Source organism: Sphingomonas sp. BGYR3 (genome assembly GCF_025153455.1).
In the GTDB taxonomy this organism is placed as follows: domain Bacteria; phylum Pseudomonadota; class Alphaproteobacteria; order Sphingomonadales; family Sphingomonadaceae; genus Sphingomonas.
Genome location: NZ_JANZNT010000001.1, coordinates 2072345 through 2098124 on the forward strand (window position 1 = coordinate 2072345; position 25780 = coordinate 2098124).

Below are 25780 nucleotides of genomic sequence, written 5' to 3' on the forward strand. Positions count from 1 at the left end.
CTCCGGATCAGCGGCCGGCCACCCAGTCGGCGACATCGACCGAAACCTTGTTCGCCGCCTCGTTCAGCGCGGCGGCAACCGGTCCCGCTTCAACGGGGCTGACCGGCACGCGCGCTTCGAACCGGCGTTTTTCGACCGATTCGGCGCCCTTTCGCACCAGCGCGGCATCATAGGTGACGATCGCCTCCCCCGTCCGCGCATCAATGCCAAAGCTGCGCAATTCGCCCGACAGCGACGCGCCCGGATCGACCAGGATCTGCCGCGCGGTCAGCACGGCATAGCCGGAACGCGCGGCCAGCGTGTCGGACAACAGCCGCTGGAACAGATAGGCCGGCGGCTCCACCCACTGGGCGTCCTTGACATAGGAAAGGGTGGTTGCGTCCGACCGCACGGGCACGCGATTGACCGCAATCTCCTGCGGCACCACCGGCGTGGCGATGGTGATCGTGGGCGCAACGCCGGAATTGGCGACCTGACCCGTTGCCGGAGCCGTTGCCGGTTCCAGCGCCATCAGCATCGGCGGCGTCTTTGGCCCGAAGCTGAGACAGCCGGCCAGCGGCAGTGCGGCGGCAATCAGGATCGCATAGCGAATGGCAGGGCGCGTCATGGCCGTCATTTCCCCTTTGGATCGTAATCGGGCAGCTTGCTGGTGCCGATGATGGAGGCCGCGCCCTGGCGATCGACCTTTTGCAGAATGGCATTGATGCTGGTCGTCGCCTCGCGCAGTTCGCCGACCAGCTGGCTGACCTCTGGCAGGGTTTCGCGGGTCAGCCGCTGAACGCCGGGGCGCGCATCGCCGATGGTGCCTTCCAGTGCCTCCATGCTGCGCTGGGCAGACGCGATGGTGGCATTGAGGTTCTTCAGCGCCGGACGAACATCCTCCGACACCAGCTGGTTCGATGTGCCGGCCAGCTGGCTCAGCTGATTTGCGGCGTCGGTGGCGGCGCGGATGGCGACCTGTGTTTCCTGAAGCGTCTGGGCAATGGCCGGGCCCTGATCGGCAAAGCTGTCGGTCAGCCGGTCGGTATTTGCCAGGATCGAGCTGATCCGCGCCTGATTCTTGTCGGACAACAGCTCATTCGCCCGTTCCAGCACCGCCGTCAACCGCTCCAGAATGGCGGGCGCGGAATTGAGCAGCGCGCCAAGGCCGCCGCGCTTGGTCGGAATGACTGGCACGCCCATCGGGCACACGCTTTCCGGACGCGTCTCCGGGCATTCCAGATGGGGCGAGCCCTTGGTCGCGCCCTGCAGCTGGATCTGGCTGACGCCGGTAAAGCCGACGCCCTCGATCGCGGCGGTGGTGCCGACCAGGATCGGCACATCCTCGTTCACCGAAACGCGCACGCGCACCACCGACGGGTCGGGCTTGTACAGGTTGATCGACACGACCTGACCGGCAGGAACGCCGGAAAACACCACGGGCGACCCCTTGGCGATCCCGTCCACCGCCTGGCGGAAGAAGATGTCATATTCGCGCGCGGTGTTGGTGTTGAGCCGCGCAAGCCACACCGTGAACAAGGCGGTCACTAGCAACAGGATCAGCACCACCGCGCCGACCAGCACATGATTGGAACGCGTTTCCATCAGCCCTTCATGCCCCTGTGGCCGGCGCCGACCCGGCCCGTTCGGCCGAGGCGACGGCCGCGCGTCCGCGCGGTCCATTGAAATAAGTCTGGATCCATGGGTGATCCATGGCCAGCAATTCGTCGATTGTGCCCACTGCAATCACCCGCTTGTCCGCCAGCACGGCGACCCGATCGCAAATGGCATAGAGCGAATCCAGGTCATGCGTGATCAGGAAAACGGTCAGGCCCAGCGTTCGTTGCAGGGACAGCGTCAATTCGTCGAACGCAGCCGCCCCGATGGGGTCGAGCCCGGCGGTCGGTTCGTCCAGGAACAACAGTTCTGGATCAAGCGCCAGCGCGCGGGCAAGGCCGGCACGCTTTTTCATGCCGCCGGACAGTTCGGCCGGATATTTCGGCCCTGCCTCGGCAGGCAGGCCGGTCATCACCACCTTGTACCCGGCGATTTCGTCGAGCAGCTGCTGCGATAGGCCGGGATAGAATTCGCGCAGCGGCACCTGAACATTTTCGGCGACCGTCAGCGTGGAAAACAGGGCGCCGCCCTGAAACAGCACGCCCCAGCGCTTGCGCACATCGACCGCTTCGGTGGGATCGCGGTCGATCGTTTCCTCACCGAACACGCGGATCGTGCCTTCCAGCGGCTGCTGAAGCCCGACGATGGAGCGCATCAGCACCGATTTGCCGGTGCCCGACCCGCCGACCACGCCCAGGATTTCGCCCCGGCGCACGTCAAGGTCCAGCCCCTCATGGACGATCTGGTCGCCAAACCCGTTCTTGAGGCCGCGCACGCAGATGATCGGCTCGCTCATATCCAGCCGATCCACGTGAAGAAGACCGCAAAAAACGCGTCGAGCACGATCACCAGGAAAATCGCCTGCACAACCGCAGAGGTGGTCCGCTTGCCCACCTGTTCGGCGTCGCTTTCGACCAGCATCCCCTGAAAACAGCCGGCGATGGCGATGATCGCTCCGAACACCGGCGCCTTGACCAGGCCGACATACAGGTCGGTCAGCGGCACGACCTCCCGGATGCGCTGGATGAAGGTGATCGGCGGAATGTCGAGCGTCAGCCAGCACAGCAATCCGCCGCCGATCATCGCCACCAGCGAGGCGTACATGCCGAGCAGCGGCATCATCAGCACCGCAGCCACCACCCGGGGCAGCACCAGCGCCTCCATCGGGGACACGCCGATGGTCCGCATCGCGTCGATTTCCTCGGTCAGCTTCATCGTGCCGAGCTGCGCGGCAAAGGCGCTGCCCGAACGACCGGCGACCATGATCGCGGTCATCAGCACGCCCAGTTCGCGCAGCGTGATGCGGCCGATCAGATTGATCGTGAACACCTCTGCACCGAACTGGCGCAGCTGCACCGCGCCCTGTTGCGCGATGACGATGCCGATCAGGAAACTCATCAGGCCGATGATGCCCAGGGCGGAAACGCCAACCACTTCGAACCGCTGCACCGTTGCGTGGAACCGGAACCGGTTGGGCGGGCGCACGATGCTGACCATCACGGACCAGAACGCAATGACTGTCGCGCCCAGAAAGCCGAGCAGACCAGCCATCGTGCGGAATGATTGAATCGTCGCCGCGCCGATTTCGTCCAGGATGCGCAGGCCGGACGGCAGGCCGGGATGCTTGACCGTCACCGGCTGATCGGCGGCGGTCACCTGTTCAAAGATGACGCGCTTGTTCTCGTCCAGCCCCTCGATCGACGCATTCCTGGTGGTCGCCGTGCGATGCACGACCCACGCGCCGATGGTGTCGAGCCGTTCGACGCTGCCAAGGTCGATGACCGAAACCGGGCCGTCGATGGCGCCAAGCCGTTCCGGCAGTGCCCCGATCCGGGCCAGCGACAGATCGCCGGTCAGGGTCAGCCGCGCCGTGCTGGAATCATAGCTGAAATCCGCGGCTCCGCTCATAAGACGCTCCCATGCGGCATTTGCGCTGGCGCGGCAAGGCGATAGCGGCCATTGAACGGGCGATGCAGCCGGCGCCGCACCTTTCCATCTGGGACATGGACAAGACGATCACGCGCGTGCCCACCTGGACGCCGTTCCTGGTTCATGCCGCGCTCCGTCGCTCCCCGTGGCGGCTCGCCCTGCTGCCGCTGGCCGGGATGGCCGGAATCGCCTTTCGCATGGGCATGATTTCGCGGGCCCGGCTGAAGGAACTGGCCCAGCATTGGGTGATCGGTCCCCATCTGACCGTGGATGAGGCGCAGCGTATCGCCGACAGCTATGCCGCGCGGGTGGTCGACACCGGCCTGTTCGCCCGTGCGCACGCCCGCGTGCTGGCCGACCGGGCACAGGGATATCGCACCGTGCTGGCGACGGCGAGTTTCGATTTCTATGCCGCCGCGATTGCGCGCGCGCTGGAATTTGACGGAGTGATCGCCACCCGGTCGCTGCGCAACGATCTGGGCCACATCCTGCCGCGGGTCGATGGCGAGAATTGCTATGGCCCCGCCAAGCGGCGGATGGTCGAGGCGTGGATGGCCGAACAGGGCATCGACCGGCCGGGGACGGCGATCCGGTTTTACAGCGATCATGTCAGCGATGCCCCGATGCTGGAACTGGCGGACGAGGCGTTTGCGGTCAATCCGCACCCGCCGCTCCGCCGGCTGGCCCGCCAGCGCGGCTGGACGATCATCGACTGGGATCGCGAGGATTAGCGTCAAAGCCAGCCGTCCACCGCATGGATGGCCAATCCCACCAGCCCGCCGACCAGCGTGCCGTTGATCCGGATGAACTGAAGGTCGCGGCCAACGGCATTTTCCAGCCGGTTGGTGATGGTCTGTTCGTCCCAGCCGCGGATCGTGTCGGACACCAGCCGGACGATGGCATCGCCATAGTCGCTGGCCGCGCCCACCGCCGCGCGGCGGACAAAGCGGTTGACCGTGCGGGCAAGCTCCGGATTGGTCTGCAGCGTCTGGCCAAGCTGGCGCAGCGCGTCGCCCAGCTGACCCGCCATCATCGCATCGGGATTGGCGGCGGTTTCGATCATCCGCGCACGCAGCATTTCCCACACCGACTGCCACCAGTCGCCAAGTGCGGGATTGTTCAGCAGATCGGCCTTGAACGCCTGAACCTTTGCCTGGGTGTCGGGATCGTATTTCAGGTCGATGGCCAACCGGGCGAGCCCCTCCTCCGCCTTGTGCCGCAGGGGGTGGCCGGGATCCTCCGCCATGTCGTTGACCAGTCCGGTCAACCCGTCGATGATCTTGTTGGCCAGCGTCTCGTCCAGCCCGGTCCAGCGCAGGATCGAACCCGCGCGGTCGTGCACCATCTGGCGGATGATCGGCTCATTCGCCTCCAGCACGCGCGCGGCCCAGCGGATCATGCCGTTCATCAGGGGAGCGTGGCGGTCCTCCTCGATCGCGGCGTGCAGCGCCTGACCCAGCATGGGCGCGATGTCGAGCCGGCGTAGCTGATCGGACAGGGCAGAGCGGACGACGCCGCCCAGCCGTTCCTGATCCAGCGATTGCAGCAGGTCCACCGCCAGCCGCGATGCGCCATAGCGCAGCCGCCCCGCAACGCCGCCGCCCGGCTGGGTCAGCCATCGTCCGGCCGCGCCCGCCAAATCGACCCCCCGCATCCGCCGGGCGACGACGCCGGGGATCAGGAAATTTTCCTTCAGGAACCGGGCCAGCGTGTCGGCAATCCGGTCCTTGTTGCGCGGGATGATGGCCGTGTGGGGGATGGGCAGGGCAAGCGGGTGGCGGAACAGCGCGGTGACCGCGAACCAGTCCGCCAGGCCGCCGACCATCGCCGCCTCGGCAAACGCCTTGACATAGCCCCAGGCCGGATGCGCCCCCTCCACCGACCGGGCGATCAGGAACAGCGCGGCCATCGCGACCAGCAGTCCGGTCGCCACCAGCCGCATCCGCGTCAACTGGGGCGGGGGTGGCTCCAGTCTGGCGGGGCGGCGGGGAAACAGCTTCATGCCCGCAACAATCCCCCAGCGCCGGGAAAGTTCACTCCGCCGGCTGGTTCGGCCCGCCATCCCCCTGATACCCGATGCGGCCGCCGGGCTGGTGGTCCAGCACCGGCTTGCCATCGTCGCCGGGACGATAGGTGAGCAGACGGCGCGACAGGCGTGGCCCGACCCAGCGTTCGAACCCGATGGCCAGGCTGAACAGGGCCGGCACCAGCACCAGCGTCAGCAGCGTGGACAGGATGAGGCCGCCGATCACGGTGATGCCCATTGGGGCACGCCATGATCCGTCGCCGTTCAGCGACAGGGCGGTCGGCACCATGCCCGCGACCATGGCGACGGTGGTCATCACGATCGGCTGAGCGCGCTTGTGCCCGGCGTCGACGATCGCGGTGAACTTGTCGACGCCCTTTTCCATTTCTTCCAGCGCGAAATCGATCAGCAGGATCGAGTTCTTGGCGACGATGCCGAACAGCATCAGCACGCCGATCAGCACGGGCAGCGACAGCGGATTGCCCGATACCCACAGGGCGATGAACCCGCCGAGCGGCGCCAGCAGCAGCGAGGACAGGTTGACCAGAGGGGCCATCAGACCGCGGTAAAGCAGCATCAGCACCGCAAAGACGAGGAAGATGCCGGAGACGAGGGCGATGACGAAGTTCTGGATCATCTCCGCCTGCCACTTGGCCTGTCCGACCTCCAGCTTGCCGACGCCGATCGGCAGGTTCTTCATGCTGGGCAACTGGTCGATCTTGGCCAGCACCGCGCCGGAGACATAGGGCTTGCCCGTCTTGGGATCAGTGCCAAGGTCGGCACCGATGACCAGGCGGCGCTTCTGGTTCAGCCGGTCGATGCGGGTCGGCCCGGCACCGAAACGGATGTCAGCGACGACGCCCAGCGGCACCGAACCGCCCGCCTGGGTCGGGACGGGCAGGTTGCGGACCGTATCCAGTTCGGCGCGGGAATCCTCGGCCAGCGCGACGCGGATCGGCACCTGACGGTCGGACAGCGAGAATTTGGCGCTGTTCTGGTCGATATCGCCAAGCGTCGCGATGCGGATCGCGTTGGACAGGGCGGCGGTCGTCACGCCCAGATCGGCGGCAATGTCGGTCCGCGGCTGAATGACGATTTCCGGCCGCTGAAGGTCGCCCGAAATGCGCGGGGCGCGTACTTCCGGCATCCGCTCCATCTCGGCCACGATCTTGAGCGCGGTGTCGTTGAGCAGCTTGGGATCATCGCCGCCCAGCACGATCGACATGGCACGGCCACTGCCGCCCCAGCCGCCCTGTGCGCGCACGTTGACGCGGGCATCGGCGATCTTGTTCAGCTCCGGCCCCAGCTGCTGTTCGAACACGGTGCTGGTCACCGGCCGCTCGTCCTTCAGCATCGCGGTGACGCGGCCATTGCCCACGAAGGTGCGGGCATAGACGCTCTGCACCACGTCATCGCGCTTTTGCAGGATGGTGGACACCCGGTCGACCACCGCCTTGGTCTGGGCCAGCGTGGTGCCGGGCACCATTTCGATGTTGACGGTGATGTCGTCCTGATCCTGGCTCGGCTGGAAGGTAAAGGGCAGGGGACCGCCGACCGCCAGGAACATCTGGAACACCAATGCGATGGCAAAGGTCGCGACGGCGACCCAGCGATGGCGCAGCGTCCATGCCAGCGTGCGGGTGTACAGGTTCATGACCGGGCCCTCGCCATGGGCGGCATGACCCTTTGACTTCAGGAAATAGGCCGCGATCATCGGCGTCAGCATGCGCGCGACGACCAGGCTCATCAGCACCGATGCAACCACGGTCAGGCCGAAATTCTTGAAGAACTGACCCGAAATGCCGGGCATCAGGCCGACGGGCAGGAACACGGCGACGATCGACATGGTGGTGGCCAGCACCGCGACGCCGATTTCGTCGGCCGCGTCGATCGATGCCTGATAGGCGGATTTGCCCATCCGCATGTGCCGCACGATGTTTTCGATCTCGACGATCGCGTCGTCGACCAGCACGCCCGCCACCAGGCTCAATGCCAGCAGCGTCATCTGGTTGAGCGTAAAGCCCAGCATGTCCATGAACCAGAAGGTCGGGATGGCCGACAGCGGAATGGCCAGCGCCGAAATGGCCGTCGCACGCCAGTCGCGCAGGAACAGGAACACGACGACCACTGCCAGGACCGCGCCCTCCAGCATCGCGTGCATGGCGCTGTCATATTGCTGCTTGGTGTATTTGACGCTGTTGAACAGGACGTCGAACTTCACCTTGGGGTTGCGCGCCTCGATCTCGCTCAGCTTCTTTTCGGCCGCCGCGAACACCGCCAGGTCGGATGCGCCCTTGGCCCGCTTGATGTCGAACGCCAGCACCTGACGGCCGTTATATTCGCCCAGGCTGCGCTGTTCGGCATACAGGTCGCGGACCTGCGCGATGTCGCCCAGCCGCACGGTGCGCCCGCCGCCGATCGCGATCATGGAATCGGCCAGCGTCTGCGCGGTTTCGGCATTGCCCAGCACGCGCACCGACTGTTCGGTCCCCGAAATTTCCGTGCGCCCGCCAGCGGCATTCAGGTTCACCTGACGCAGCTGCTGGTTCACCTGGCTTGCGGTCAGGCCAAGCGACTGGATTTGCGCGAGGTTCAGGATCACGCGAATCTCGCGCGTCACCCCGCCGATGCGCTCCACACCCGACAGGCCGTCCACGGCCAGCAGTTCGTTGGCGACATTATTGTCGACGAACCAGGACAGCTGTTCGACCGTCATGTCCGTCGTGGTGACGGTAAAGCTGGCGATTTCCTCGTCCGACGTGTTGAACCGGCCGACCTGCGGCTCAAGGATCCCGTCGGGAAGGTCGCCGCGAATCTGGGCAATGGCGTCGCGCACATCGTTGACGGCCCGGTCGATCGGCGTGCCGATGTCGAGCTGGATGACCGTCTGGCTGTTGCCTTCGCTGACGGTCGATTCCATCTGGTCGATGCCCGGCAGGCTGCGCACCGCAGCCTCGACGCGCTGCGTGATCTGCGTTTCCAGTTCGGTGGGAGCGGCGCCCGGCTGGCTGATCGAAATCCAGACGATCGGGAAATCGATGTCCGGGTCGTTATTCACGTCCATGCGGGCGAAACTGACGATCCCGGCGATGGTCAGCGCGATGAACAGCACGATCGGCGGCATCGGATTGCGGATGGACCAGGCCGAAATGTTCCGAAAGCTCATGATAGGGTTCCGATTCGCTTGCTCATCCTGGGGCGACGTGGGCGGATTACTTTGCCTTGCCGTCCTGTGCGTTCACCAACTGGGCGTTCACCTTCTGCCCGGGATTCAGGAACGCGCCGGCGCTGACCACCACGCGCTCCGTCCCGTCCAGGCCGGATGCGATCAGCACGCCGTCGTCCGACACCGCACCGGTGCGGATATCGCGGCGCACGACCGTGCCCGATCCATCGACGATATAGACGAAATTGCCCTTGCCGTCGCTCTGCACCGCCGATTGGGGCAGGCGCGGGGCCACCGATGCGCCCGACTGGATGCGGGCGGTGGCAAAGCCGCCGGGACGAAGCGCCTGATCATAGGACAGGGCAACCCGCACGATCCCCTGACGCGTCTGCGGATCGATCACGGGCGACACCTGCCACACCTCGCCGCGATAGCTGCGCTCGCTGCCGACCGGGGTGACATCAGCGGGCACGCCGGTGGTGATGCGGGTCAGGTCCGCCTCGGACAGGCGCACCTGCATTTCCATCTGGCCGCCCTGTGCCATGCGGAACAGGACGCCGCTGCCCCCCGACACGATCTGGCCCGGCTCGACCGCGCGCGACAGGATCAGACCGGCGGCAGGGGCGCGGATATCCAGCCGGCCATTGCGCGCACGCGCCTCGTCCAGCTGCGCCTCTGCCACGCGGACCCGTGCGACGGCGGAATCGCGCGTCGCCGTCCGGCGATCGATATCCGCCTTTGAAATGAAGCCGCGATCCACCAGCTGCAGCGCGCGGTCCAGCTCGGCCTGCGCCAGCTGGGCGTCGGCGCGGGCGACGCGGATCTGTGCGGCCAGCGATTCGGCGGTCTGGGACTGGACCGACCGGTCGACGGTCGCCAGCACCTGACCCGCCGCAACCCAGGTGCCGGCATCCACCAGCACGCGCGTGACCAGGCCGCCCTCGCCCGCCACGCCGACGGGCAGTTCGCGGCGCGCGGCGATCGATCCGGTGCCACTGATCACCCGGGCCACGGTCTGCTGACCCGGCACCATGACGCTGATCGACGGCATGGCGCCGCTGTCGTCGCCCTTCGCTGCCGCCGTCGGCGCCTTTTCGGCGTCCTTGGCACCACCGCCAAGGGCGAAAAAGGCGATCAGAGCAGCCACCACCACGGCGACGGCGACGCCGATGATGATCCAGCGGCGGCGGCTCTTACGCTCGCTGCCATCCTCGATCAGATAGGGCGTCGCATCGTCCGTCATGGTACGTTTATCGAAGTTCATCCGGCACTTCCCTGCACGGCCCCCCAAGGCCAAATGTCTGTCATGCTGTATTATATGAATATATCACCCCGCTCAAGCGGGCTTTTTTGAGGCTTGCGACCCGTCTTCTTACCGCGCTCGGCATGGCCCCCGCAATGGCGTAAACCATTGCTCTGACAAAACGTCTTGCCACCGGGGCCGTAACGACACAGCATCGCTCCAGCCCCGCGGCCAAGAACGAAGCCGAGGGATTGAGCTGGGAGAACGGGGATGCCGGATTCGTTTCTGGGATGGCTGCTGATCGGACTGGTCGCCGGTGCGATCGGAAAGGCGATCATGCCCGGGCGCGACCCCGGCGGCCTGATCGTCACCATCCTGATCGGTATTGCCGGCGCGCTGATCGGCGGGTTCCTTGCGCGGCTCGTCGGGCTTGAGGCGACGGGCTGGTTCACCAGCTATCTGGTCGCCATTGGCGGATCGGTGTTGCTGCTCTGGCTCTATCGTCAGGTCGTCAAGCGGCGCATCTGATCCGGCGGCCGTTCATCCGCCGTAGCCAGGCGCCGACTAAAGCCTCTGCAAGGCGGGTGACCGAATGCTGCACCCGCCAAGGAGGATGATGATGAACCGTTCGCTGCCGCTGTTGTTTGGCACTGCCCTGATAGCCGTGCCCGCTGCCGCCCCGTTGCAGGCCCAGACGATGGCCGTGCCGGTTCCGGTTGACGGCACGGTCCTGGACGTCATGGCAGAAGGGCGGGTGACGCGCACGCCCGACATTGCCATCGTTCGCGCCGGGATCGTGACCCAGGATGCGAATGCCGCCGCTGCGCTGAAAGCCAATGCGGCCCGGATGACGGCGGTGCTGGCAGCCGTGAAAAAGCTGGGCATCGCGGATCGTGACGTCCAGACGTCACAGATCAGCCTGCAGCCGCAATATCGCTATGCCGAGGGGCAGCCCCCGGTCATCACCGGCTATCAGGCGACGAACCAGCTTACGCTGAAACTGCGCGATGTGGCGCGGGCCGGGGCGGCGCTCGATGTGCTGGTGGCGCAGGGGGCCAATACGATCGAGGGTCCCACCCTGATGATCGACGCCGCCGATGCAGCGATGGACGAGGCGCGGACCGATGCCGTGCGCCGCGCCCGTGCGCGTGCCGACATCTATGCGCTGGCCGCCGGGCTGCGCGTCGACCGCATCCTGTCCATTTCCGAAGGCGGCAGTTCCGCTCCCGGACCGGTGCCGGTGATGATGGCGCGGATGGAAGCAGACACTAGCAGCAAGATCATGCCCGGCGAACAGTCGGTCGATGTGACCGTGTCGGTCCGGTTCCTGCTGAAATAAGCGGATATGAAAAGGGCGGCACTGCCCATCCCGGCAGTGCCGCCCTGTTTTTCGTGGTCCGATGATTAACGGACGCGGCCGCGACGGGCCAGGTTGATCAGCGCCAGCAGGATGCACGCGCCGATGAACGACCACAACAGGCCGATCGGGCTCCACGCCGTCAGCGTCGAGGCATAGCCGAACATGCCGCCGACGACGTTACCGATGAACGATCCGATAATGCCGACGACGATGTTCAGCAAAATGCCCTGCTGCGCGTCGGTGCGCATGACGATGCTGGCCAGCCAGCCGATGATTCCGCCTACGATGATGGCGACGATAATTCCCATTTCCCGTCCCTCCTGATGAACGGCTCGCCGCATGGCGAACCCTGGGGGATAGGACGCCTTCCGGGCGATATGGTTCCGGGCGCGGCTGAAACGGAACCGGCCCGCCTTCCGGTTGGGAAAGGCGGGCCGGCAGATTTCGATGCTGCTTCCGACCGGGATCGAGTTCAGAATTTCTGTTGCCGCTCGTACAGCGACCGATAGTGCTGGATGCGCGTGACGCGCAGCCCGGGCATTCCGACGCGGTCGATCGCGCGCTGCCATGCAGCGAATTCCTCCACCGTCAGGCCATAACGCTCGCACACCTCGTCCACGGTCAACAGCCCGCCATTCACCGCGGCAACAACCTCTGCCTTGCGGCGCACGACCCAGCGGGTCGTGTTGGGCGGCGGCAGCGTGTCGAGCGTCAGCGGCTCCCCTAGGGGTCCGATCACCTTTGCTGGCCTGATTTTCTGGTTCTCGATCATGTTTCCTCGATCGGGGGCGGGGGCCCCCCTCTCAAACGCTAAAAACGACCATTAGGCGGCGGACTTGAACATCGATTAAAACGGCACGGTAAATGCCGGCTTCACCTCTTTGTCGGCGTGGGCCGATGCAAAGGGGCGAAGGACGCGGGCCGGATGGGCATCCAGTCCGCGAAACCGGCCATCTGCGGGGCGCAGCGGACGACCGCTGACCGGTGCCGACAGCCGGGCCTGCACCCGGGCGGTCGGGCTTGCGGCCTGACGGCTGACGATCCCGACCAGCATCACCGAAAAATCGGGAAACCCCGACGGATCGGGCCGTGCGTCCTTGATCCGCAGCCACTTGGGATCGAGGGTCATTGGGGGCGGTTCGTGCATCACCATTGGGCGGGGATAACGGGAAAACACTGAAAACCCGGTAAAGGGCCGGGAAAGAATGCGGTTTGGCCTTTGCCGATCCGCGATTGCGCCCTTATCTGCCGCCGTAATGTCGCTTGATCTGTTCCAGCTTGCCGGCCCTGCCAGTGCCCGCCGCATCGTCGTCGCCATGTCGGGCGGGGTCGATTCGTCGGTGGTCGCCGCGCTGGCTGCGCGCACGGGGGCAGAGGTGATCGGCGTGACGCTGCAGCTGTACGATCATGGCGAGGCGGTGGGCCGGGCGGGCAGTTGCTGCGCCGGACGCGACATTCGCGATGCGCGCGCGGTGTGCGACCGGCTGGGCATCGCGCATTATGTCCTGGACCACGAATCAAGCTTTCGCGAACAGGTGATCGACGATTTCGCCGACGAATATCTGGCCGGCCGGACGCCCATTCCGTGCGTCAAATGCAATATGGGGCCGAAATTCACCGACCTGTTCAAGGTGGCGCGCGACCTGGGCGCCGATTGCCTGGCAACGGGCCATTATGTCCGTCGCGTGATGGGGCCGGGCGGCGCGGAACTGCACCGCGCGGTCGATCCGGCGCGGGACCAGAGCTATTTCCTGTTCGCCACCACGCAGGACCAGCTGGATTACCTCCGCTTTCCGCTGGGGGGCATGGAAAAGCCCGCAGTGCGCGCGCTGGCCGCCGAACTGGGGCTGGGCGTGGCGGGCAAGCCGGACAGCCAGGACATCTGTTTCGTGCCGGATGGCGATTATGCGTCGCTGGTCAAAAAGCTGCGGCCCGATGCGGTGCGCGGCGGAGAGATTGTCGACCGGGCGGGCCGGGTGCTGGGCACGCATCGCGGCATCATCCATTTCACCGTCGGCCAGCGCCGGGGGCTGGAGATCGGCGGCAGTCCGGAGCCGCTATACGTCCTGGCCGTCGATGCGGAGATGGCACGGGTCGTGGTCGGGCCGCGCAGCGCGCTGGCGGTATCGGCGGCGCGCATTTCGGGCATCAACTGGCTGGCCGGGGACGATGACGGCCCCGCCATGGTCAAGGTGCGGTCAATGGCCCGGCCGGTGCCGGGGCGGCTGACCGGCGACCGGGTGGTGTTCGACGCGCCCGAATATGGCGTTTCGCCCGGCCAGGCGGCGGTCCTGTATCGCGGCGACCGGGTGCTGGGCGGCGGCTGGATCGAGGAAACCGAAGCAGCGGAGATGGCCGCGGCCTGACCCGTCAGAACCGGTTTTCCCGGTACAGCGCGGCGACATCCTCGTCCCAGGCGCGCTGATACCGTTCGAGCAACTGTTCCGCTGGCACCTTCCCCTTGCGCACGATGTCGCGCAGCGGATCCAGAAAGCCCGTCTCGTCACTGCCGCCCGCATCGGTGCGCCCGCGCGCCGACAGCCCGGCATGGGCGATGTCCAGCACCGCGCCGGCGATGTCGCGCAGCGTCCGTCCGCCGGGCAGCGGCGCGTTCAGCCCCAGTTTCGGCACCGAGTCGCGCAGCGTCTGGCGATCCTCGATGCTCCAGCCCTTGACCAGGTCCCATGCCGCATCCAGCGCGCCCTGATCATAGAGCAGGCCGACCCACAGCGCGGGCAGCGCACAGATCCGGCCCCATGGCCCGCCATCCGCGCCGCGCATTTCGAGGAAGCTTTTCAGCCGCACCTCCGGGAAAGCGGTGGACAGATGATCGTTCCAATCGTCCGTCGTCGGCAATTCGCCCGGCAGGACCGACAATTCACCCTTCAGGAAATCGCGGAAGCTAAGGCCTGCTGCATCGATATAGCGGCCGTCGCGATAAACGAAGTACATCGGCACATCGAGCGCATAGTCGGCATAGCGTTCGTACCCGAACCCGTCTTCGAACACGAAGGGCAGCATCCCCGTGCGCGCCGGATCGGTGTCCGACCAGATATGGCTGCGATAGGACAGGAACCCGTTTGGTTTGCCTTCGGTAAACGGCGAATTGGCGAACAAAGCGGTCGCCAGCGGTTGCAGCGCAAGGGACACGCGGAACTTCTGCACCATGTCCGCCTCGCTGGAATAATCCAGGTTGGTCTGGATGGTGCAGGTGCGCAGCATCATGTCGAGGCCCAGCGTGCCGACGCGCGGCATATGGCGCAGCATGATCGCGTACCGCCCCTTTGGCATGATCGGCAATTCGGCGCGCGTCTTGTCCGGCCACATGCCAAGGCCCAGAAAGCCGAGGCCCAGCCGGTCGCCCACCGCTTTGACCTGTTCCAGATGGCGCCCGGTTTCGGCGCAGGTCTGATGCAGATTGTCGAGCGGCGCGCCGGACAGTTCAAGCTGCCCTGCCGGCTCCAGGCTGACATTGCCGTCGGGTCCGGCCAGCGCGATGACGTTGCCGCCCTCCTCGATCGGGGTCCAGCCGAACTCGGTCAGACCCATCAGCAGGTCGCGGATGCCGCCGGGTTCGTCATAGCCGGGCGCACGCAGATCGGCGGTGCGATACACGAACTTTTCATGCTCGGTCCCGATGCGCCAGCGATCCTTGGGCTTTTCGCCCTTGGCAAAGGCCGCGATCAACTGGGCGCGGTCGGTAATGACCGGCGCGTTGCTATCCGAAACCGTCTTGGTGCTCATCGCGCCCCCCTAATGCGGGAAGGATGGGGCCGCCAGCGCGATTTTGCCAGAGGGGGCGGCGGTGCGCGCTTCTGCGGGGAGGAACCGAGCAAGGATGCGAGAGGCGCGGGGCCGCCAGGACAGCATATCCTCCCCCGCCAGGGGGAGGTGCCGCCCAGGGGCGGCGGAGGGGGCGGAACCACTGTATCAGGTTTGGGATAACCTCCCCCTCCGACCCGCTGACGCGGGCCACCTCCCCCTGGCGGGGGAGGATTTAGAGCAGCGGTACAGTAACAGCCGCCCGTCCGCAGCCGTCCCCGAACTGGCCACTTCAGCGCATCGTCGCCCCGTGCTTGACACGGGGCTTGGCTATCTCTGCGGCATCTCGGCTGCAAACCACTGCTCCCACAGGTCATCCCAATCGGGATTATCCGTTTCGATCAGTGCACACTTCCATTCGCGCCGCCATTTCTTGACCAGCTTTTCGCGCAGGATCGCGCCTTCGATGGTGGCATGCTGTTCGACATAGACCAGCCGCCGCTTGCCGAAATCGCGCACGTGCTGCGAACCTTCGCCCTCGCGGTGCTGATGGACACGGCGGATGGCATCCGCGGTGACGCCGACATACATCCCGCCGCGATAGCGGTTCGCCATGATGTAAAGCCAACCGCCCTGCGCCATGATCCATGTATCGCTGCAACAGCCGAGGAAGAAAAGCCAAGCCCCGTGTCAGGCACGGGGCGACGGTAGAGAGTTCGGCAGCTAACCGCCTGGAATCGGTCGTTCACCCATCGCGCCAAAAGCGGCCGTTTCACCTTCCTCGCCCTACCAATCCCCCGCCGCTGCCATCCACAGTCCGACCGCCGCTGCCGCCGCCGTTTCGGCGCGCAGGATGCGGGGGCCAAGCGTGATGCCGATGGCCGCCGGACAGGCGCGGATGGCCGCGCGTTCTTCGTCATCAAACCCGCCCTCCGGCCCGATCAGGATTGCCGCCGGGCCGGGGCGCGCCTGCATGGCCGTCAGCGCGGGTTCGCCGCCCGCCTCGTCCGCAAAGAACAGGTGGCGCCCCGCGGGCCAGTCGCGCAGCATCGCCGTCAGCTTCACCGCCGGGTCAAGCGCGGGCAGCGCGGTACGGCCGCATTGTTCCGCGGCCTCGATCAGATGCGCGCCCAGCCGTTCGGGATTCAGCTTGTCCACGACGCAGCGCCGGGTCAGCACCGGCACGATCCGGTCGACGCCCAGTTCGCACGCCTTTTCCAGCGTCCATTCGATCCGCCCTTTCTTGATCGGCGCGGCGCATAGCCACAGGTCGGGCACCGGCTCGCGCGGGCGGAGCAGCGTGCCGATGGTCAGCGTCACGCGCCGCTTCGCCACGTCGGCGGCCACCGCCAGCCACTCGCCGGTGCGGTTGTCGAACAGCTTCACCGGATCGCCCGGCGCCATCCGCATCACCTGCCCCAGATAATGGGCGGCATTGCCGTCAAGGGTCAGCGACATCCCCTCGCTCAGCGGCTGATCGACGAACAGGCGCGGGGTCGATTGCGGCGGCCAGGCCGGAGTGGCGATCATCGCGGTGTACAAGCCTTCTGATCCTCCCCCGCCAGGGGGAGGTGGCGGTGCGCAGCGCCGACGGAGGGGGAGGAAGCCCGAACGATCCGCCATGATTCCGCCCCCTCCGCCGCTGATCGCGGCACCTCCCCCTGGCGGGGGAGGATCGGGGTGCGTCGCTGGTGCGCCATCAATCGTCGGTCCGCGATGCGTAGAACGCCGCCCGTTCCGCATCGGTCAGGGGCAGGGGCATGGCGCGTCCGTCCCGCGCGCTGTCGAACGCGGCCTCGATCACCGCCATCACGGCCAGCGCCTGAACCGGCGGCACGGGATTGGCGGCAGTGCCCCGGATGGCATCGCGCAGGCCGGCGTAAAAGCGGCGCTGATCCCCGGCGGGCACGCGGGCGCGGACGGGTTCGCCCGCCCCGTCGTAATAGAGCAGCGGATCGGCATCCTGACCCCAGCCGGGCGCGCCGGGAGTCATGCCCGACCGCAGCTGCGCCTCCTGCTGATCCATGCCCGCCTTGACGATGCTGCCGCCGGTGCCGTGTACGGTAAAGCGCGCCGCCCCGCCCGCCACCAGCATGGACGCGTGAAGCACCGCCCGCGCCTCGCCATAATCCAGCACGGCATGGGCCCAGTCATCGGCCTGTCCGCCGTCGCGCGCGATGGCCAGGCTGGCACTGACCCGGTCGGGCAGGCCCATCAGCAGCAGCGCCTGATCCACCAGATGCGGGCCCAGATCGTACCAGATGCCGCCGCCCGGCCCCGCGCGTTCGCGCCACCGGTCGACCACATCCGGGCGATACCGGTCGAAATGCGCCTCAAGATGCGTCAGCCGCCCGATCAGGCCGTCCTGCACCGCCTGCGCTACGCCCAGATAGTCGCTGTCCCAGCGGCGATTGTGGAACACGGCACAGGTGACGCCCGCCTCCTCCGCCGCGGCAATCACGCCGCGCGCCTCGTCCAGCGACAGGGCGAACGGCTTGTCGATCACCACATGGGCGCCCGATGCGATGGCGGCATGGGCCAGCGGGGCGTGGGTATCGTTGGGGCTGGCAATGACGATCAGGTCAAGGTCGCGCCGGGCGATCAGCGCCTCTGCCGTCGGTTCGACGATCAGGCCGGGAAAATCCACCGCCACCCCTTCGGGCCGGGACGATGCGATGGCGGTCAGCTCCAGCCCCTCGGTCGCCGCGATCAGGGGTGCGTGAAAGGTACGCCCGGCAAAGCCATAGCCGATCAGACCGACGGAAAGAGGGGCATCGTCCATCCCCTTTCCCTAGCGCGGCGGGCGCGGGCGTCAAAGGTGGCAACGCAACCTTGTCGGCGCGAAAGCTCCCCTGGGCTGGCCATTGACCGCAGGGCAAGCCAGACCGGTTGCGCGCAGTGCAACCATGACGGGGGGGAGCATCCGATGATCCGATGGTCCAGGCCGATGCTGGCCGGGGCGCGGCAGGGGGACCGGATGATCGCCGGGTTCGGTGCGGCGTTCGGCATCGCGATGACCGCGCTGATCGGGATCGCGGCCGGGATTTCGCCCGACCTGCTGCCCGTCATCGTCGCGCCGATGGGGGCGAGCGCGGTGCTGATCTATGCCGTGCCGACCAGTCCCTTGACCCAGCCATGGCAGGTGATCGGCGGCAACAGCCTGTCCGCGCTGTGGGGGCTGGGCGTCGTCGGCCTGGTCCCGCATCCCGCGCTGGCCGCCGGAATCGCGGTGGGCGGCGCGATCCTGATCATGTCAGCGACGCGCAGCCCGCATCCGCCGGGCGGGGCATCCGCGCTGACCGCCGTGATCGGGGGCAAGGCGGTGGTGGCGGCGGGCATGGCCTTTCCGCTGCTGGTGCTGATCAACAGCGTGTCGATGGTGGTCATCGGCCTTGCCTTCCATCGCCTGATTTCCGGCCATGCCTGGCCCCATCGGCCCGCCCCGCCCGCCGCAGTACCCACCCTGCGCCGCGCCGACATCGACGCCGCGCTGGCGGAAATGGGCGAGACGTTCGACATCGCACCCACCGACCTTGCCGCCCTGCTCGACCGGGCCGAGGCCCATGCGAAGGGGCGGGGATAAGTGGCGCAATGTCCGCCCCGCTGATTCCGGGGTGCGGTCAAGGGGTGTCGGTTCGGCCCCATGCACTGGCCCCCCGCGCGTCGGTGTGGCAACAGGCCGCCCCATGACTGCCACCATCACCCCGGACAGCGAACATCGCGGCCTTGTGGCGCTGTTGCCCGCGGCCGCGCGGCCCTATGCCTTGCTCGCGCGGCTTGACCGGCCGATCGGGTGGTGGCTGCTGTTCTGGCCCGGTGCCTGGGCGGTGGCGCTGTCGGGTCAGGCGGTGGCGCGGTGGGATCTGATCGCGTGGCTGCTTATCGGCAGCATCGCGATGCGCGGGGCGGGCTGCGTCTATAACGACATTGTCGACCGCGATCTGGACGCACGGGTGGAACGCACGCGCACCCGCCCGCTGCCCAGTGGTCAGGTGTCGGTGCGCGCCGCCTGGGGCTGGCTGGTCGCCCTCGCGCTGACCGGCCTGATCGTGTGGTTTCAGCTTGGCTGGCCCGCGCGGATCGTGGCGCTGGCCAGTCTGGCGCTGGTCGCCGCCTATCCGTTCATGAAGCGCATCACCTGGTGGCCGCAGGCATGGCTGGGCATCGTGTTCAGCTGGGCCGCGCCGGTTGCGTGGATCGAAACGGCGGGAGAGGTAAACGCGGCGGGCATCCTCCTTTATCTGGGCAGCATCGCCTGGGTCATCGGATACGACACGCTTTATGCGGTGCAGGATGTGGAGGACGACGCGCTGGCCGGTATCCGCTCGTCCGCCCGCGCGCTGGGGCCGCGGGTGCGGGCGGGCGTCGCGGTCTGTTACGCGCTGGCGCTGGCGGCATGGGGCGGCGCGATCTGGCAGGTGTTCGCCAACCCCCTGGCCATCGCCGCGCTGCTTCCCGCCGCGCTGCACCTGATCTGGCAGGTCGCGACACTGGACCGCGCCGATCCGATGAGCGCGCTGGTCCGGTTTCGCTCGAACCGCAATTGCGGCGCGCTGATCTTCATGGCGATGCTGGTGGTGGGACAGGCGAGTATTGTTTGAGGCAGCACCGCCCTCCACAGCCATTCCACCGATCCTGCAGATCGTCGGAACCTTTGGCTGTTCCGCCCGCTCCCCCGCCCCGCCACCCATCGGCAGGATATTCTGAAATGGGTGGCGGGGCGGGGGAGCGGGCCGGTGCCGGTCACGCGCAATGGCGCGTCAGACGCTCCGCCGCCCCAGCGCCTCGGCCGCCTCGTCCATCAGCGACGCGATGATCTCTGCCACCGGCTCTTCCTTGGTCACCATGCCGACCGACTGACCGGCCATCAGGCTGCCATTTTCGACATCGCCGTCGATCACCGCGCGGCGCAGCGCGCCGGCCCAGTAATGTTCGATCTGCAACTGCGCCTCGGCCATCTCCACCGCGCCTGCATCCAGCGATGCCGCAACCTCGCGCTGCTTGACGGTGAACAGTTCCGTGCCCTTGTTCTTCAGCGCGCGGACCGGGATCACGGGCAGGCGCGGGTCCACCTGAACGCTGGCCACGGCATCGCGGGCGCTGGCGCGGAAAAACGCCTTTTTGAAATCGGGATGCGCGATGCTCTCGCTGGCACAGGCAAAGCGGGTGCCCAGCTGAACCCCCGCCGCGCCCATTTCCAGATAGCTGGCGATCGCGCCGCCGCGCCCGATGCCGCCCGCGACGAACACGGGCAGCTGTTCGGCGACTTCGGGCAGGATTTCCTGCGCCAGCACGCTGGTCGACACCGGGCCGATATGGCCGCCGGCCTCCATCCCCTCGATCACCAGCGCATCGACGCCGGTGCGGATCAGCCGCTTGGCAAGGACCAGCGCGGGCGCAAAGCAGATGACCTTCGCCCCCGTCGCCTTGATCGCCTCCAGTGACCCCGCCGGGGGCAGGCCGCCCGCCAGCACGATATGCCCGACGCCGTGGCTGCCGCACACCGCGATCAGGTCGAACAGCTGCGGGTGCATGGTGATCAGGTTCACGCCGAACGGCTTGGTCGTCAGCGCCTTGGTCGCCGCAATCTCCCGCTCCAGCAGGTCGGGGCTCATCGCGCCGCACGCAATGACGCCAAACCCGCCCGCGTTGGAAATGGCGGAAACCAGGTTCCGCTCGGACACCCAGGACATGGCCCCGCACAGGATCGCCGTTTCCGTGCCCAGAAATGCCGCACCCCGTGCCATCAGCGCCTTCAGGCGCGCCGCGCCCGCATCAATCGTCTCGCTCATCGCCGCGCCCTAGCCGCAGGCGGGGGCGGTGGGCAAGTCGGGCGGGCAATCGCGGCATCGCCGCACCGGTCCCCGTTCGTCCCGAACAGCCCTGCGGCGGCTTGTCTCGATAGGGCGTCTCGACGGGTTCGACCCCTGCTCGACCCGAACGGGGTTGTGGGCTGGTTTGTGGCTGCGAGCACAGGATAGCGGCCTGTCGGCTTCCGACCCCAGAACGGACATTGGGTGCGAACGCTTGTGCGCGGTACTCTCTCAGGCTACCGCCCACGGACGCTCACGCCTACTCCGTTCACGAGCGCCCAGTTCGCCATTTTGGCCAGCTGGTTCTCTAACGAAGCCGATGTTGTTCAGTCGCCCGGGCCCGCTGTCAGTTTAGGTCCCTTAAAGTTGCAAGCAGGAGGCCAGATCGCATGCATAGCGTTATCCAGATTATCGGGTGCATCGCGCTGATGACCGCGCCGGTAAGCGCAGCCGAACAGGCAGAGCGCGCGGTCGAGAGCCAAGCGAACTCTGAAGTTCCTGAAATTCTCGTTCTAGCCGAGAAAGCAAAAGAAGTGCGGATCAAATTCAACATCGATGATCGCACCCGGAAAGTCCGGTGCAAGGCTACCAGATCGTCCGGAGATCGACGGTTCGATATGGCCATGTGCGAACCGGTTAGGCGATGCGCTCGGGTTGAGCCGTTTAATAACGAAACAGTTCAGAACTGCCTCGTGCGAACCCGTCAGCAAGTGCTTGAGGAATGGGCTGCGGCGCATCCGTCCAAATGATGGCTGCACGGCGTTTGGTGCACGCATATATGTGAGCACCGAAACCGGCCATTCGGCTCCCCACCCATCCGCCGCCATCAGCGGAAGTTATGCAGGCACCCGAAAGCAGCCATTTGCGGTTCCACGGGCGATGGCGTGGCACGCGAGAGTTTCGTCCCCATAAAGGACAGGCTTCCGCCCCTTCATCCGAAAAATCGGGGGCGAGCCCGGCATCCGGGAAAACGTCGCCGGGCCTTCGGCGGCCGCTTCAGGCGGTGATCGCCTCCGGCGCGTCCAGCCCGTATGCGGTGTGCAGCACGCGGACGGCGAGTTCGGTGTAATCTTCCTCGATCAGCACGCTGACCTTGATCTCGCTGGTCGTGATCGCCTGAATGTTGATGCCGCGTTCGCCCAGCGTCTTGAACATCGTCGCCGCGACGCCGGCATGGCTGCGCATGCCCACGCCGACGATCGTCACCTTGGCAACGCGGGTGTCGTGGCGCAGCGCGCCATAGCCGATGCGCTCCTTGCCCTTTTCCAGCACGTCGAGCGCGCGGGCCAGTTCGGCATTGGGCACGGTAAAGGTCACGTCCGTCGATCCCGCCTCATGCGCGATATTCTGGACGATCATGTCGACATTGATGTTCGCCTCGGCCAGCGGATCAAAGATCGATCCGACCGCGCCCGGCCGGTCGGGCACGGCGGTCAGCGTCACCTTCGCCTCGTTCTTGTCGTGCGCGATGCCGGTGATCAGTTGGCGTTCCACGTCGTCAATCTCCTCTTCGCCGACGATCAGCGTGCCGGGTTCCGGGTCGTCGGTTGCGTCCACGAAGCTCGACAGCACCTGGACGCGCACATTTTCCTTCATCGCCAGACCGACCGAGCGGGTCTGGAGCACCTTTGCCCCCACGCTCGCCAGTTCCAGCATTTCCTCATACGTCACGCGGCGCAGCTTGCGCGCGCGGGGCACAATGCGCGGGTCGGTGGTATAGACGCCGTCGACATCGGTATAGATGTCGCACCGGTCGGCCTTCATCGCCGCCGCCACCGCCACGGCAGAGGTATCCGATCCGCCCCGGCCCAGCGTCGTCACCCGGCCCGCGTCCGTCATCCCCTGAAACCCGGGGATCACCGCGACATTGCCCGCGGCCAGCGATGCGTTCAGCGCATCGGTGTCGATCCCGCCGATCCGCGCGCTGGCATGGGCATCGTCAGTACGCACCGGCAATTGCCAGCCAAGCCAGCTGCGCGCGGGCACGCCGATCGCCTGAAGCGCGATGGCCAGAAGGCCGCTCGTCACCTGTTCGCCGCTGGCCACCACCACGTCATATTCGGCCCGGTCGTACAGGGCGGACGCCTCGCGACAGAAATTCACCAGCCGGTCGGTTTCGCCCGCCATGGCCGATACGACGACGGCGACTTCGTTGCCGGCCTCCCATTCGCGCTTGAGGCGGGCCGCAACGATGCGGATGCGTTCGATCCCGGCCATACTGGTGCCGCCGAACTTCATCACGATCCGCGCCATAATCTTTCGCCAAACGCCTCTTTGGAGCAATGGGGGCGCCTGATAGGAGTGTCCCATGGCAAAGGCAAGCATCCCAACCCCGTCCAGCATCGACCCCAAGGAGGCCGCGCATTTCGGCACGCTGGCCGCCGACTGGTGGAACCCCAGGGGGTCTAGCGCGATGCTGCATCGCCTGAACCCCGTCCGCCTCGCATTCGTGCGGGAATCGGTGGATGCGCACTGGCCGGACGGCGCGGGCGGATTCACCCCGCTGGCGGGCCGGCGCGCGCTGGATGTGGGGTGCGGCGCGGGGCTGATGTGCGAACCGCTGGCCCGGATGGGCGCGGCGGTCACGGGGCTGGATGCGGCGCCGGAAAATATCGGCGCGGCCAGTGCGCACGCCGCCGCCATGGGCCTGGCCATCGATTACCGGGCGGTGGGGGTGGAAACGCTGACCGATGGCGAGCGGTTCGACCTGGTCACCGCGATGGAGGTGATCGAACATGTCGCCGATCCCGCCGCATTCGTCGCGGCGCTCGCCCGCGTGCTGGCGCCGGACGGGCTGATGATCGTGTCCACGCCGAACCGCACGCCCCTGTCGCGGATCGGCATGGTGGGCGTGGCAGAGGCGACGGGCATGATCCCGCGCGGCACGCATGACTGGGACAAGTTCCTGACCCCGCCGGAGCTGACCGAAATGCTGGAGGGCGCAGGACTGACGGTATCGCAGCCGCGCGGCATCGCCTGGTCCCCGGTTCGCGGGCTTCATCTGGGCGATGACTTGGCGCTCAACTATATCGTCAGCGCACGGTTCGTCGCGTGAAGTGAACGCAATGCTTGCAACGGTCGCATGACTGTGTCGGTATGTCGCAGGATTTTCCTGAGAGGGAACCGGTAGTTCATGGTCATGCGTAATCGTGCCGTTTCGGCAATCGTCCTTGCTGCGTTCCTTTCAGGCTGCGGGGGCGGCGGCGGATCGTCGTCCGGCGGCGGCGGGCCGATCAGCACGCCGGCCCCGGCCCCAGCCCCGACGCCCACGCCTGCTCCGCCCGCAACGACCACCTGTTCGCTGGCATCGCGGCAGGACTGGGTCGCGGCACAGATCAACGAATGGTATCTGTTCCCCGACCTGCTGGCCACCAACGTCAACGCGTCCAGTTTCAACAATCTGGACGATTATGTCGACGCGCTGGTCGCGCCCGCCCGCGCCCAGCGGCGGGACCGGTTCTTCACATATGTCACCTCGATTGCCGAGGAGAATGCGTTCAACAATTCCGGCCAGACGGCGGGCTTTGGCTTCCGCCTCGCCACCGACCCCAGCCAGACGCGCCTGTTCATCGCGGAAAGTTTCGAAAACACGCCCGCCACGGACAATAATGTCGATCGCGGCGCAGAAGTGCTGGCCATCGGCACCACGCCCCAGACGCTGCGCACCATCGATCAGATCGCGCGAGAGGATGGCGGATCGCTCGGCCCCTCGCTTGGCCCGGACACCGTCGGCACCAGCCGGTCGTTCCAGGTGCGCGACGGCGCCGGCACCCGCACGGTGACGCTGACCAAGCGGAATTACGACATTCAGCCGGTGTCGACCCGCTATGGCGTCCGCATCCTGAACGATGGCGGGAAAAAGGTGGGGTATGTGAACCTGCGCACCTTCATCTCGACGGCGGATGCCCAGCTTCGCAACGCCTTTACCCAGTTCCGGGCAGAGGGCGTGACCGAGGTGATCGTCGATGTCCGCTACAATGGCGGCGGACTGGTGCGGATTGCCGAGCTGTTCGGCGACCTGTTGGGCGGCAACCGCGCGACCAGCGACGTGTTCAGCCGCACGACGTTCCGCCCATCCAAATCCAGTTTCGACGAATCCCGCAATTTCGCGCCCCAGCCCCAGTCGATTGCCGCGACCAAGATCGTGTTCATCGGCACCGGCGGCACGGCATCGGCCAGCGAACTGGTCGCCAATTCCTTCATCCCCTATCTGGGCAACAACATCGCGCTTGTCGGCACCAATACGTTCGGAAAGCCAGTGGGCCAGATCGCGCTGGACCGCGCGGCGTGCGACGACCGGTTGCGCGTCGTCGCCTTTGCCACCCAGAACCGCGACCGGCAGGGCGAATATTTCAACGGCCTGGCCAGCGTGATGCCGCGCACGTGCCAGGCGGGCGATGATTTCACCCGGCCACTGGGCGATCCGTCGGAAGCATCGGTCAGCGCCGCACTGGGCTTTCTGGCCGGGCGGTCCTGCACCCCGATCAGCAGCGGCGGGGCGACGGCATCGGCCACCCGGTTCCGCGATTCGGCCCCCTATCAGTTGCTGAGCCCGGATCGGCCGAGCGTCGCGCAGCGCGAAGTGCCGGGGCTGTTCTGATGGCCACCGCGCGCTGGAACGGCCGGGTCATCGCCGAGAGCGACGATACCGTGGTGGTGGAGGGGAACCATTATTTCCCCGCCGACGCGGTCGACCCCGCCGTGCTGCTGCCTAGCACTCGCACCAGCGTGTGCGGGTGGAAGGGGACGGCCAATTACTACAGCCTGTCGGTGGACGGGGCGGTCAACGCTGACGCCGCCTGGTATTATGCTGATCCCAAGCCCGCCGCTGCCGAGATCAAGGGCCGGATCGCGTTCTGGCGCGGGGTCGAGGTTCGCTGATCCG

General features: G+C 66.7%; 26 protein-coding genes. 10 read left to right on the plus strand and 16 right to left on the minus strand.

Annotated elements, in window-relative coordinates; all coding sequences use genetic code 11:
- Positions 1-7 precede the first annotated feature (7 nt).
- The 4 genes from NYR55_RS09765 to NYR55_RS09780 are packed head-to-tail and all read right to left on the minus strand — an operon-like array spanning position 8 to position 3504.
- Positions 8-607, minus strand: a complete 600-nt coding sequence (locus tag NYR55_RS09765) for an ABC-type transport auxiliary lipoprotein family protein (RefSeq protein ID WP_260021075.1) — start codon at positions 605-607, stop codon at positions 8-10.
- Positions 608-612: 5 nt separating this feature from the next.
- Positions 613-1584, minus strand: a complete 972-nt coding sequence (locus tag NYR55_RS09770; RefSeq protein WP_260021077.1) for an MlaD family protein — start codon at positions 1582-1584, stop codon at positions 613-615.
- A gap of 7 nt (positions 1585-1591) precedes the next feature.
- Positions 1592-2392, minus strand: coding sequence for an ABC transporter ATP-binding protein (locus tag NYR55_RS09775; RefSeq protein ID WP_260021078.1), 801 nt, complete (start codon positions 2390-2392; stop codon positions 1592-1594).
- Positions 2389-3504, minus strand: coding sequence for an ABC transporter permease (locus tag NYR55_RS09780; RefSeq protein WP_260021079.1), 1116 nt, complete (start codon positions 3502-3504; stop codon positions 2389-2391). The genes NYR55_RS09775 and NYR55_RS09780 overlap by 4 nt, the downstream gene beginning before the upstream one ends.
- An 11-nt stretch (positions 3505-3515) precedes the next feature.
- On the opposite strand from NYR55_RS09780, the gene NYR55_RS09785 reads away from it, so the two are divergent.
- A complete protein-coding gene (locus NYR55_RS09785) occupies positions 3516-4256 on the plus strand; it encodes an HAD-IB family hydrolase (RefSeq protein WP_260021080.1) in 741 nt (246 codons plus the stop codon).
- Between the two features lie 2 nt (positions 4257-4258).
- On the opposite strand, the gene NYR55_RS09790 is transcribed toward NYR55_RS09785, so the two are convergent.
- From NYR55_RS09790 to NYR55_RS09800, 3 genes are read right to left on the minus strand one after another with little or no spacing between them, the layout of a single operon-like run.
- The gene (locus NYR55_RS09790) at positions 4259-5527 is read right to left on the minus strand and encodes a DUF445 domain-containing protein (RefSeq protein ID WP_260021081.1); all 1269 of its coding nucleotides are present in this window, start codon (positions 5525-5527) and stop codon (positions 4259-4261) included.
- A gap of 31 nt (positions 5528-5558) precedes the next feature.
- The gene (locus NYR55_RS09795; protein WP_260021082.1) at positions 5559-8717 is read right to left on the minus strand and encodes an efflux RND transporter permease subunit; all 3159 of its coding nucleotides are present in this window, start codon (positions 8715-8717) and stop codon (positions 5559-5561) included.
- Between the two features lie 46 nt (positions 8718-8763).
- Positions 8764-9981, minus strand: coding sequence for an efflux RND transporter periplasmic adaptor subunit (locus NYR55_RS09800; RefSeq protein WP_260021083.1), 1218 nt, complete (start codon positions 9979-9981; stop codon positions 8764-8766).
- A gap of 249 nt (positions 9982-10230) precedes the next feature.
- On the opposite strand from NYR55_RS09800, the gene NYR55_RS09805 reads away from it, so the two are divergent.
- Both NYR55_RS09805 and NYR55_RS09810 read left to right on the plus strand, forming a co-directional pair.
- Complete coding sequence (locus tag NYR55_RS09805) at positions 10231-10488, plus strand: GlsB/YeaQ/YmgE family stress response membrane protein (RefSeq protein WP_260021084.1); 258 nt, start codon at positions 10231-10233, stop codon at positions 10486-10488.
- Positions 10489-10576: 88 nt separating this feature from the next.
- Positions 10577-11299, plus strand: coding sequence for an SIMPL domain-containing protein (locus NYR55_RS09810; RefSeq protein ID WP_260021086.1), 723 nt, complete (start codon positions 10577-10579; stop codon positions 11297-11299).
- Between the two features lie 65 nt (positions 11300-11364).
- Here the strand turns inward: NYR55_RS09810 and NYR55_RS09815 are convergent, their stop codons facing one another.
- The 3 genes from NYR55_RS09815 to NYR55_RS09825 form a co-directional block, all read right to left on the minus strand.
- A complete protein-coding gene (locus tag NYR55_RS09815) occupies positions 11365-11628 on the minus strand; it encodes a GlsB/YeaQ/YmgE family stress response membrane protein (protein ID WP_260021088.1) in 264 nt (87 codons plus the stop codon).
- Between the two features lie 164 nt (positions 11629-11792).
- Positions 11793-12092 carry a DUF1153 domain-containing protein gene (locus NYR55_RS09820; protein WP_260021090.1) on the minus strand — a complete coding sequence of 100 codons (300 nt, stop codon included), beginning with the start codon at positions 12090-12092 and terminating at the stop codon, positions 11793-11795.
- A gap of 75 nt (positions 12093-12167) precedes the next feature.
- On the minus strand, positions 12168-12449 hold the full coding sequence (locus NYR55_RS09825; RefSeq protein WP_260021091.1) for a hypothetical protein: 282 nt from the start codon (positions 12447-12449) through the stop codon (positions 12168-12170).
- A gap of 127 nt (positions 12450-12576) precedes the next feature.
- Here NYR55_RS09825 and mnmA point away from each other — a divergent pair, with 127 nt between their 5' ends.
- Positions 12577-13686, plus strand: a complete 1110-nt coding sequence (gene mnmA / locus NYR55_RS09830) for a tRNA 2-thiouridine(34) synthase MnmA (RefSeq protein WP_260021092.1) — start codon at positions 12577-12579, stop codon at positions 13684-13686.
- A gap of 4 nt (positions 13687-13690) precedes the next feature.
- Here the strand turns inward: mnmA and NYR55_RS09835 are convergent, their stop codons facing one another.
- The 4 genes from NYR55_RS09835 to NYR55_RS09850 all read right to left on the minus strand — a co-directional run bounded on the left by NYR55_RS09835 (position 13691) and on the right by NYR55_RS09850 (position 17864).
- Complete coding sequence (locus NYR55_RS09835; RefSeq protein ID WP_260021093.1) at positions 13691-15064, minus strand: glutamate--cysteine ligase; 1374 nt, start codon at positions 15062-15064, stop codon at positions 13691-13693.
- Positions 15065-15412: 348 nt separating this feature from the next.
- Entirely contained in the window at positions 15413-15724 is a 312-nt protein-coding gene (locus NYR55_RS09840) for a GIY-YIG nuclease family protein (RefSeq protein WP_260021094.1), read from the minus strand.
- Between the two features lie 144 nt (positions 15725-15868).
- Complete coding sequence (locus tag NYR55_RS09845; RefSeq protein ID WP_260021095.1) at positions 15869-16612, minus strand: 16S rRNA (uracil(1498)-N(3))-methyltransferase; 744 nt, start codon at positions 16610-16612, stop codon at positions 15869-15871.
- Positions 16613-16781: 169 nt separating this feature from the next.
- Positions 16782-17864 (minus strand): oxidoreductase, encoded by a 1083-nt coding sequence (locus tag NYR55_RS09850; protein ID WP_260021096.1) that lies wholly within the window; start codon positions 17862-17864, stop codon positions 16782-16784.
- A 144-nt stretch (positions 17865-18008) separates the two neighbouring features.
- Here NYR55_RS09850 and NYR55_RS09855 point away from each other — a divergent pair, with 144 nt between their 5' ends.
- Positions 18009-18665: an HPP family protein gene (locus tag NYR55_RS09855; RefSeq protein WP_279338687.1), complete on the plus strand. Its 657-nt coding sequence runs from the start codon at positions 18009-18011 to the stop codon at positions 18663-18665.
- A 103-nt stretch (positions 18666-18768) separates the two neighbouring features.
- Entirely contained in the window at positions 18769-19683 is a 915-nt protein-coding gene (ubiA, locus tag NYR55_RS09860) for a 4-hydroxybenzoate octaprenyltransferase (RefSeq protein WP_260021098.1), read from the plus strand.
- A gap of 159 nt (positions 19684-19842) precedes the next feature.
- Here the strand turns inward: ubiA and NYR55_RS09865 are convergent, their stop codons facing one another.
- A complete protein-coding gene (locus NYR55_RS09865; RefSeq protein WP_260021099.1) occupies positions 19843-20874 on the minus strand; it encodes a nitronate monooxygenase family protein in 1032 nt (343 codons plus the stop codon).
- A gap of 449 nt (positions 20875-21323) precedes the next feature.
- Between NYR55_RS09865 and NYR55_RS09870 the strand changes: the two genes are divergently transcribed.
- Positions 21324-21644 (plus strand): hypothetical protein, encoded by a 321-nt coding sequence (locus NYR55_RS09870; protein ID WP_260021100.1) that lies wholly within the window; start codon positions 21324-21326, stop codon positions 21642-21644.
- 247 nt (positions 21645-21891) lie between these two features.
- Here NYR55_RS09870 and NYR55_RS09875 read toward each other — a convergent pair whose 3' ends face one another.
- Positions 21892-23148, minus strand: a complete 1257-nt coding sequence (locus NYR55_RS09875; protein ID WP_260021101.1) for an aspartate kinase — start codon at positions 23146-23148, stop codon at positions 21892-21894.
- Positions 23149-23203: 55 nt separating this feature from the next.
- Here NYR55_RS09875 and ubiG point away from each other — a divergent pair, with 55 nt between their 5' ends.
- From ubiG to NYR55_RS09890, 3 genes are all read left to right on the plus strand, one after another.
- On the plus strand, positions 23204-23950 hold the full coding sequence (gene ubiG, locus NYR55_RS09880; protein ID WP_260021102.1) for a bifunctional 2-polyprenyl-6-hydroxyphenol methylase/3-demethylubiquinol 3-O-methyltransferase UbiG: 747 nt from the start codon (positions 23204-23206) through the stop codon (positions 23948-23950).
- 84 nt (positions 23951-24034) lie between these two features.
- On the plus strand, positions 24035-25495 hold the full coding sequence (locus NYR55_RS09885) for a S41 family peptidase (RefSeq protein ID WP_260021103.1): 1461 nt from the start codon (positions 24035-24037) through the stop codon (positions 25493-25495).
- Positions 25495-25776: a DUF427 domain-containing protein gene (locus NYR55_RS09890; protein ID WP_260021104.1), complete on the plus strand. Its 282-nt coding sequence runs from the start codon at positions 25495-25497 to the stop codon at positions 25774-25776. Before NYR55_RS09885 ends, NYR55_RS09890 begins: the two co-directional genes overlap by 1 nt.
- Positions 25777-25780 lie beyond the last annotated feature (4 nt).

Excerpts from the sequence above, each read along its gene's own strand:
- NYR55_RS09765 (WP_260021075.1), bottom strand. The coding sequence starts at position 607 with ATGACGCGCCCTGCCATTCGCTATGCGATCCTGATTGCCGCCGCACTG.
- NYR55_RS09870 (WP_260021100.1), top strand. The coding sequence starts at position 21,324 with ATGACCGCGCCGGTAAGCGCAGCCGAACAGGCAGAGCGCGCGGTCGAG.
- NYR55_RS09815 (WP_260021088.1), bottom strand. The coding sequence starts at position 11,628 with ATGGGAATTATCGTCGCCATCATCGTAGGCGGAATCATCGGCTGGCTG.
- ubiG (WP_260021102.1), top strand. The coding sequence starts at position 23,204 with ATGGCAAAGGCAAGCATCCCAACCCCGTCCAGCATCGACCCCAAGGAG.
- NYR55_RS09775 (WP_260021078.1), bottom strand. The coding sequence starts at position 2,392 with ATGAGCGAGCCGATCATCTGCGTGCGCGGCCTCAAGAACGGGTTTGGC.
- NYR55_RS09795 (WP_260021082.1), bottom strand. The coding sequence starts at position 8,717 with ATGAGCTTTCGGAACATTTCGGCCTGGTCCATCCGCAATCCGATGCCG.
- NYR55_RS09845 (WP_260021095.1), bottom strand. The coding sequence starts at position 16,612 with ATGATCGCCACTCCGGCCTGGCCGCCGCAATCGACCCCGCGCCTGTTC.
- NYR55_RS09805 (WP_260021084.1), top strand. The coding sequence starts at position 10,231 with ATGCCGGATTCGTTTCTGGGATGGCTGCTGATCGGACTGGTCGCCGGT.
- NYR55_RS09885 (WP_260021103.1), top strand. The coding sequence starts at position 24,035 with ATGCGTAATCGTGCCGTTTCGGCAATCGTCCTTGCTGCGTTCCTTTCA.
- NYR55_RS09865 (WP_260021099.1), bottom strand. The coding sequence starts at position 20,874 with ATGAGCGAGACGATTGATGCGGGCGCGGCGCGCCTGAAGGCGCTGATG.
- NYR55_RS09825 (WP_260021091.1), bottom strand. The coding sequence starts at position 12,449 with ATGACCCTCGATCCCAAGTGGCTGCGGATCAAGGACGCACGGCCCGAT.
- NYR55_RS09850 (WP_260021096.1), bottom strand. The coding sequence starts at position 17,864 with ATGGACGATGCCCCTCTTTCCGTCGGTCTGATCGGCTATGGCTTTGCC.
- NYR55_RS09785 (WP_260021080.1), top strand. The coding sequence starts at position 3,516 with ATGCGGCATTTGCGCTGGCGCGGCAAGGCGATAGCGGCCATTGAACGG.
- NYR55_RS09770 (WP_260021077.1), bottom strand. The coding sequence starts at position 1,584 with ATGGAAACGCGTTCCAATCATGTGCTGGTCGGCGCGGTGGTGCTGATC.
- NYR55_RS09855 (WP_279338687.1), top strand. The coding sequence starts at position 18,009 with ATGATCCGATGGTCCAGGCCGATGCTGGCCGGGGCGCGGCAGGGGGAC.
- NYR55_RS09875 (WP_260021101.1), bottom strand. The coding sequence starts at position 23,148 with ATGGCGCGGATCGTGATGAAGTTCGGCGGCACCAGTATGGCCGGGATC.
- NYR55_RS09800 (WP_260021083.1), bottom strand. The coding sequence starts at position 9,981 with ATGAACTTCGATAAACGTACCATGACGGACGATGCGACGCCCTATCTG.
- mnmA (WP_260021092.1), top strand. The coding sequence starts at position 12,577 with ATGTCGCTTGATCTGTTCCAGCTTGCCGGCCCTGCCAGTGCCCGCCGC.
- NYR55_RS09790 (WP_260021081.1), bottom strand. The coding sequence starts at position 5,527 with ATGAAGCTGTTTCCCCGCCGCCCCGCCAGACTGGAGCCACCCCCGCCC.
- NYR55_RS09820 (WP_260021090.1), bottom strand. The coding sequence starts at position 12,092 with ATGATCGAGAACCAGAAAATCAGGCCAGCAAAGGTGATCGGACCCCTA.
- NYR55_RS09890 (WP_260021104.1), top strand. The coding sequence starts at position 25,495 with ATGGCCACCGCGCGCTGGAACGGCCGGGTCATCGCCGAGAGCGACGAT.
- NYR55_RS09835 (WP_260021093.1), bottom strand. The coding sequence starts at position 15,064 with ATGAGCACCAAGACGGTTTCGGATAGCAACGCGCCGGTCATTACCGAC.
- NYR55_RS09780 (WP_260021079.1), bottom strand. The coding sequence starts at position 3,504 with ATGAGCGGAGCCGCGGATTTCAGCTATGATTCCAGCACGGCGCGGCTG.
- ubiA (WP_260021098.1), top strand. The coding sequence starts at position 18,769 with ATGACTGCCACCATCACCCCGGACAGCGAACATCGCGGCCTTGTGGCG.
- NYR55_RS09810 (WP_260021086.1), top strand. The coding sequence starts at position 10,577 with ATGATGAACCGTTCGCTGCCGCTGTTGTTTGGCACTGCCCTGATAGCC.
- NYR55_RS09840 (WP_260021094.1), bottom strand. The coding sequence starts at position 15,724 with ATGGCGCAGGGCGGTTGGCTTTACATCATGGCGAACCGCTATCGCGGC.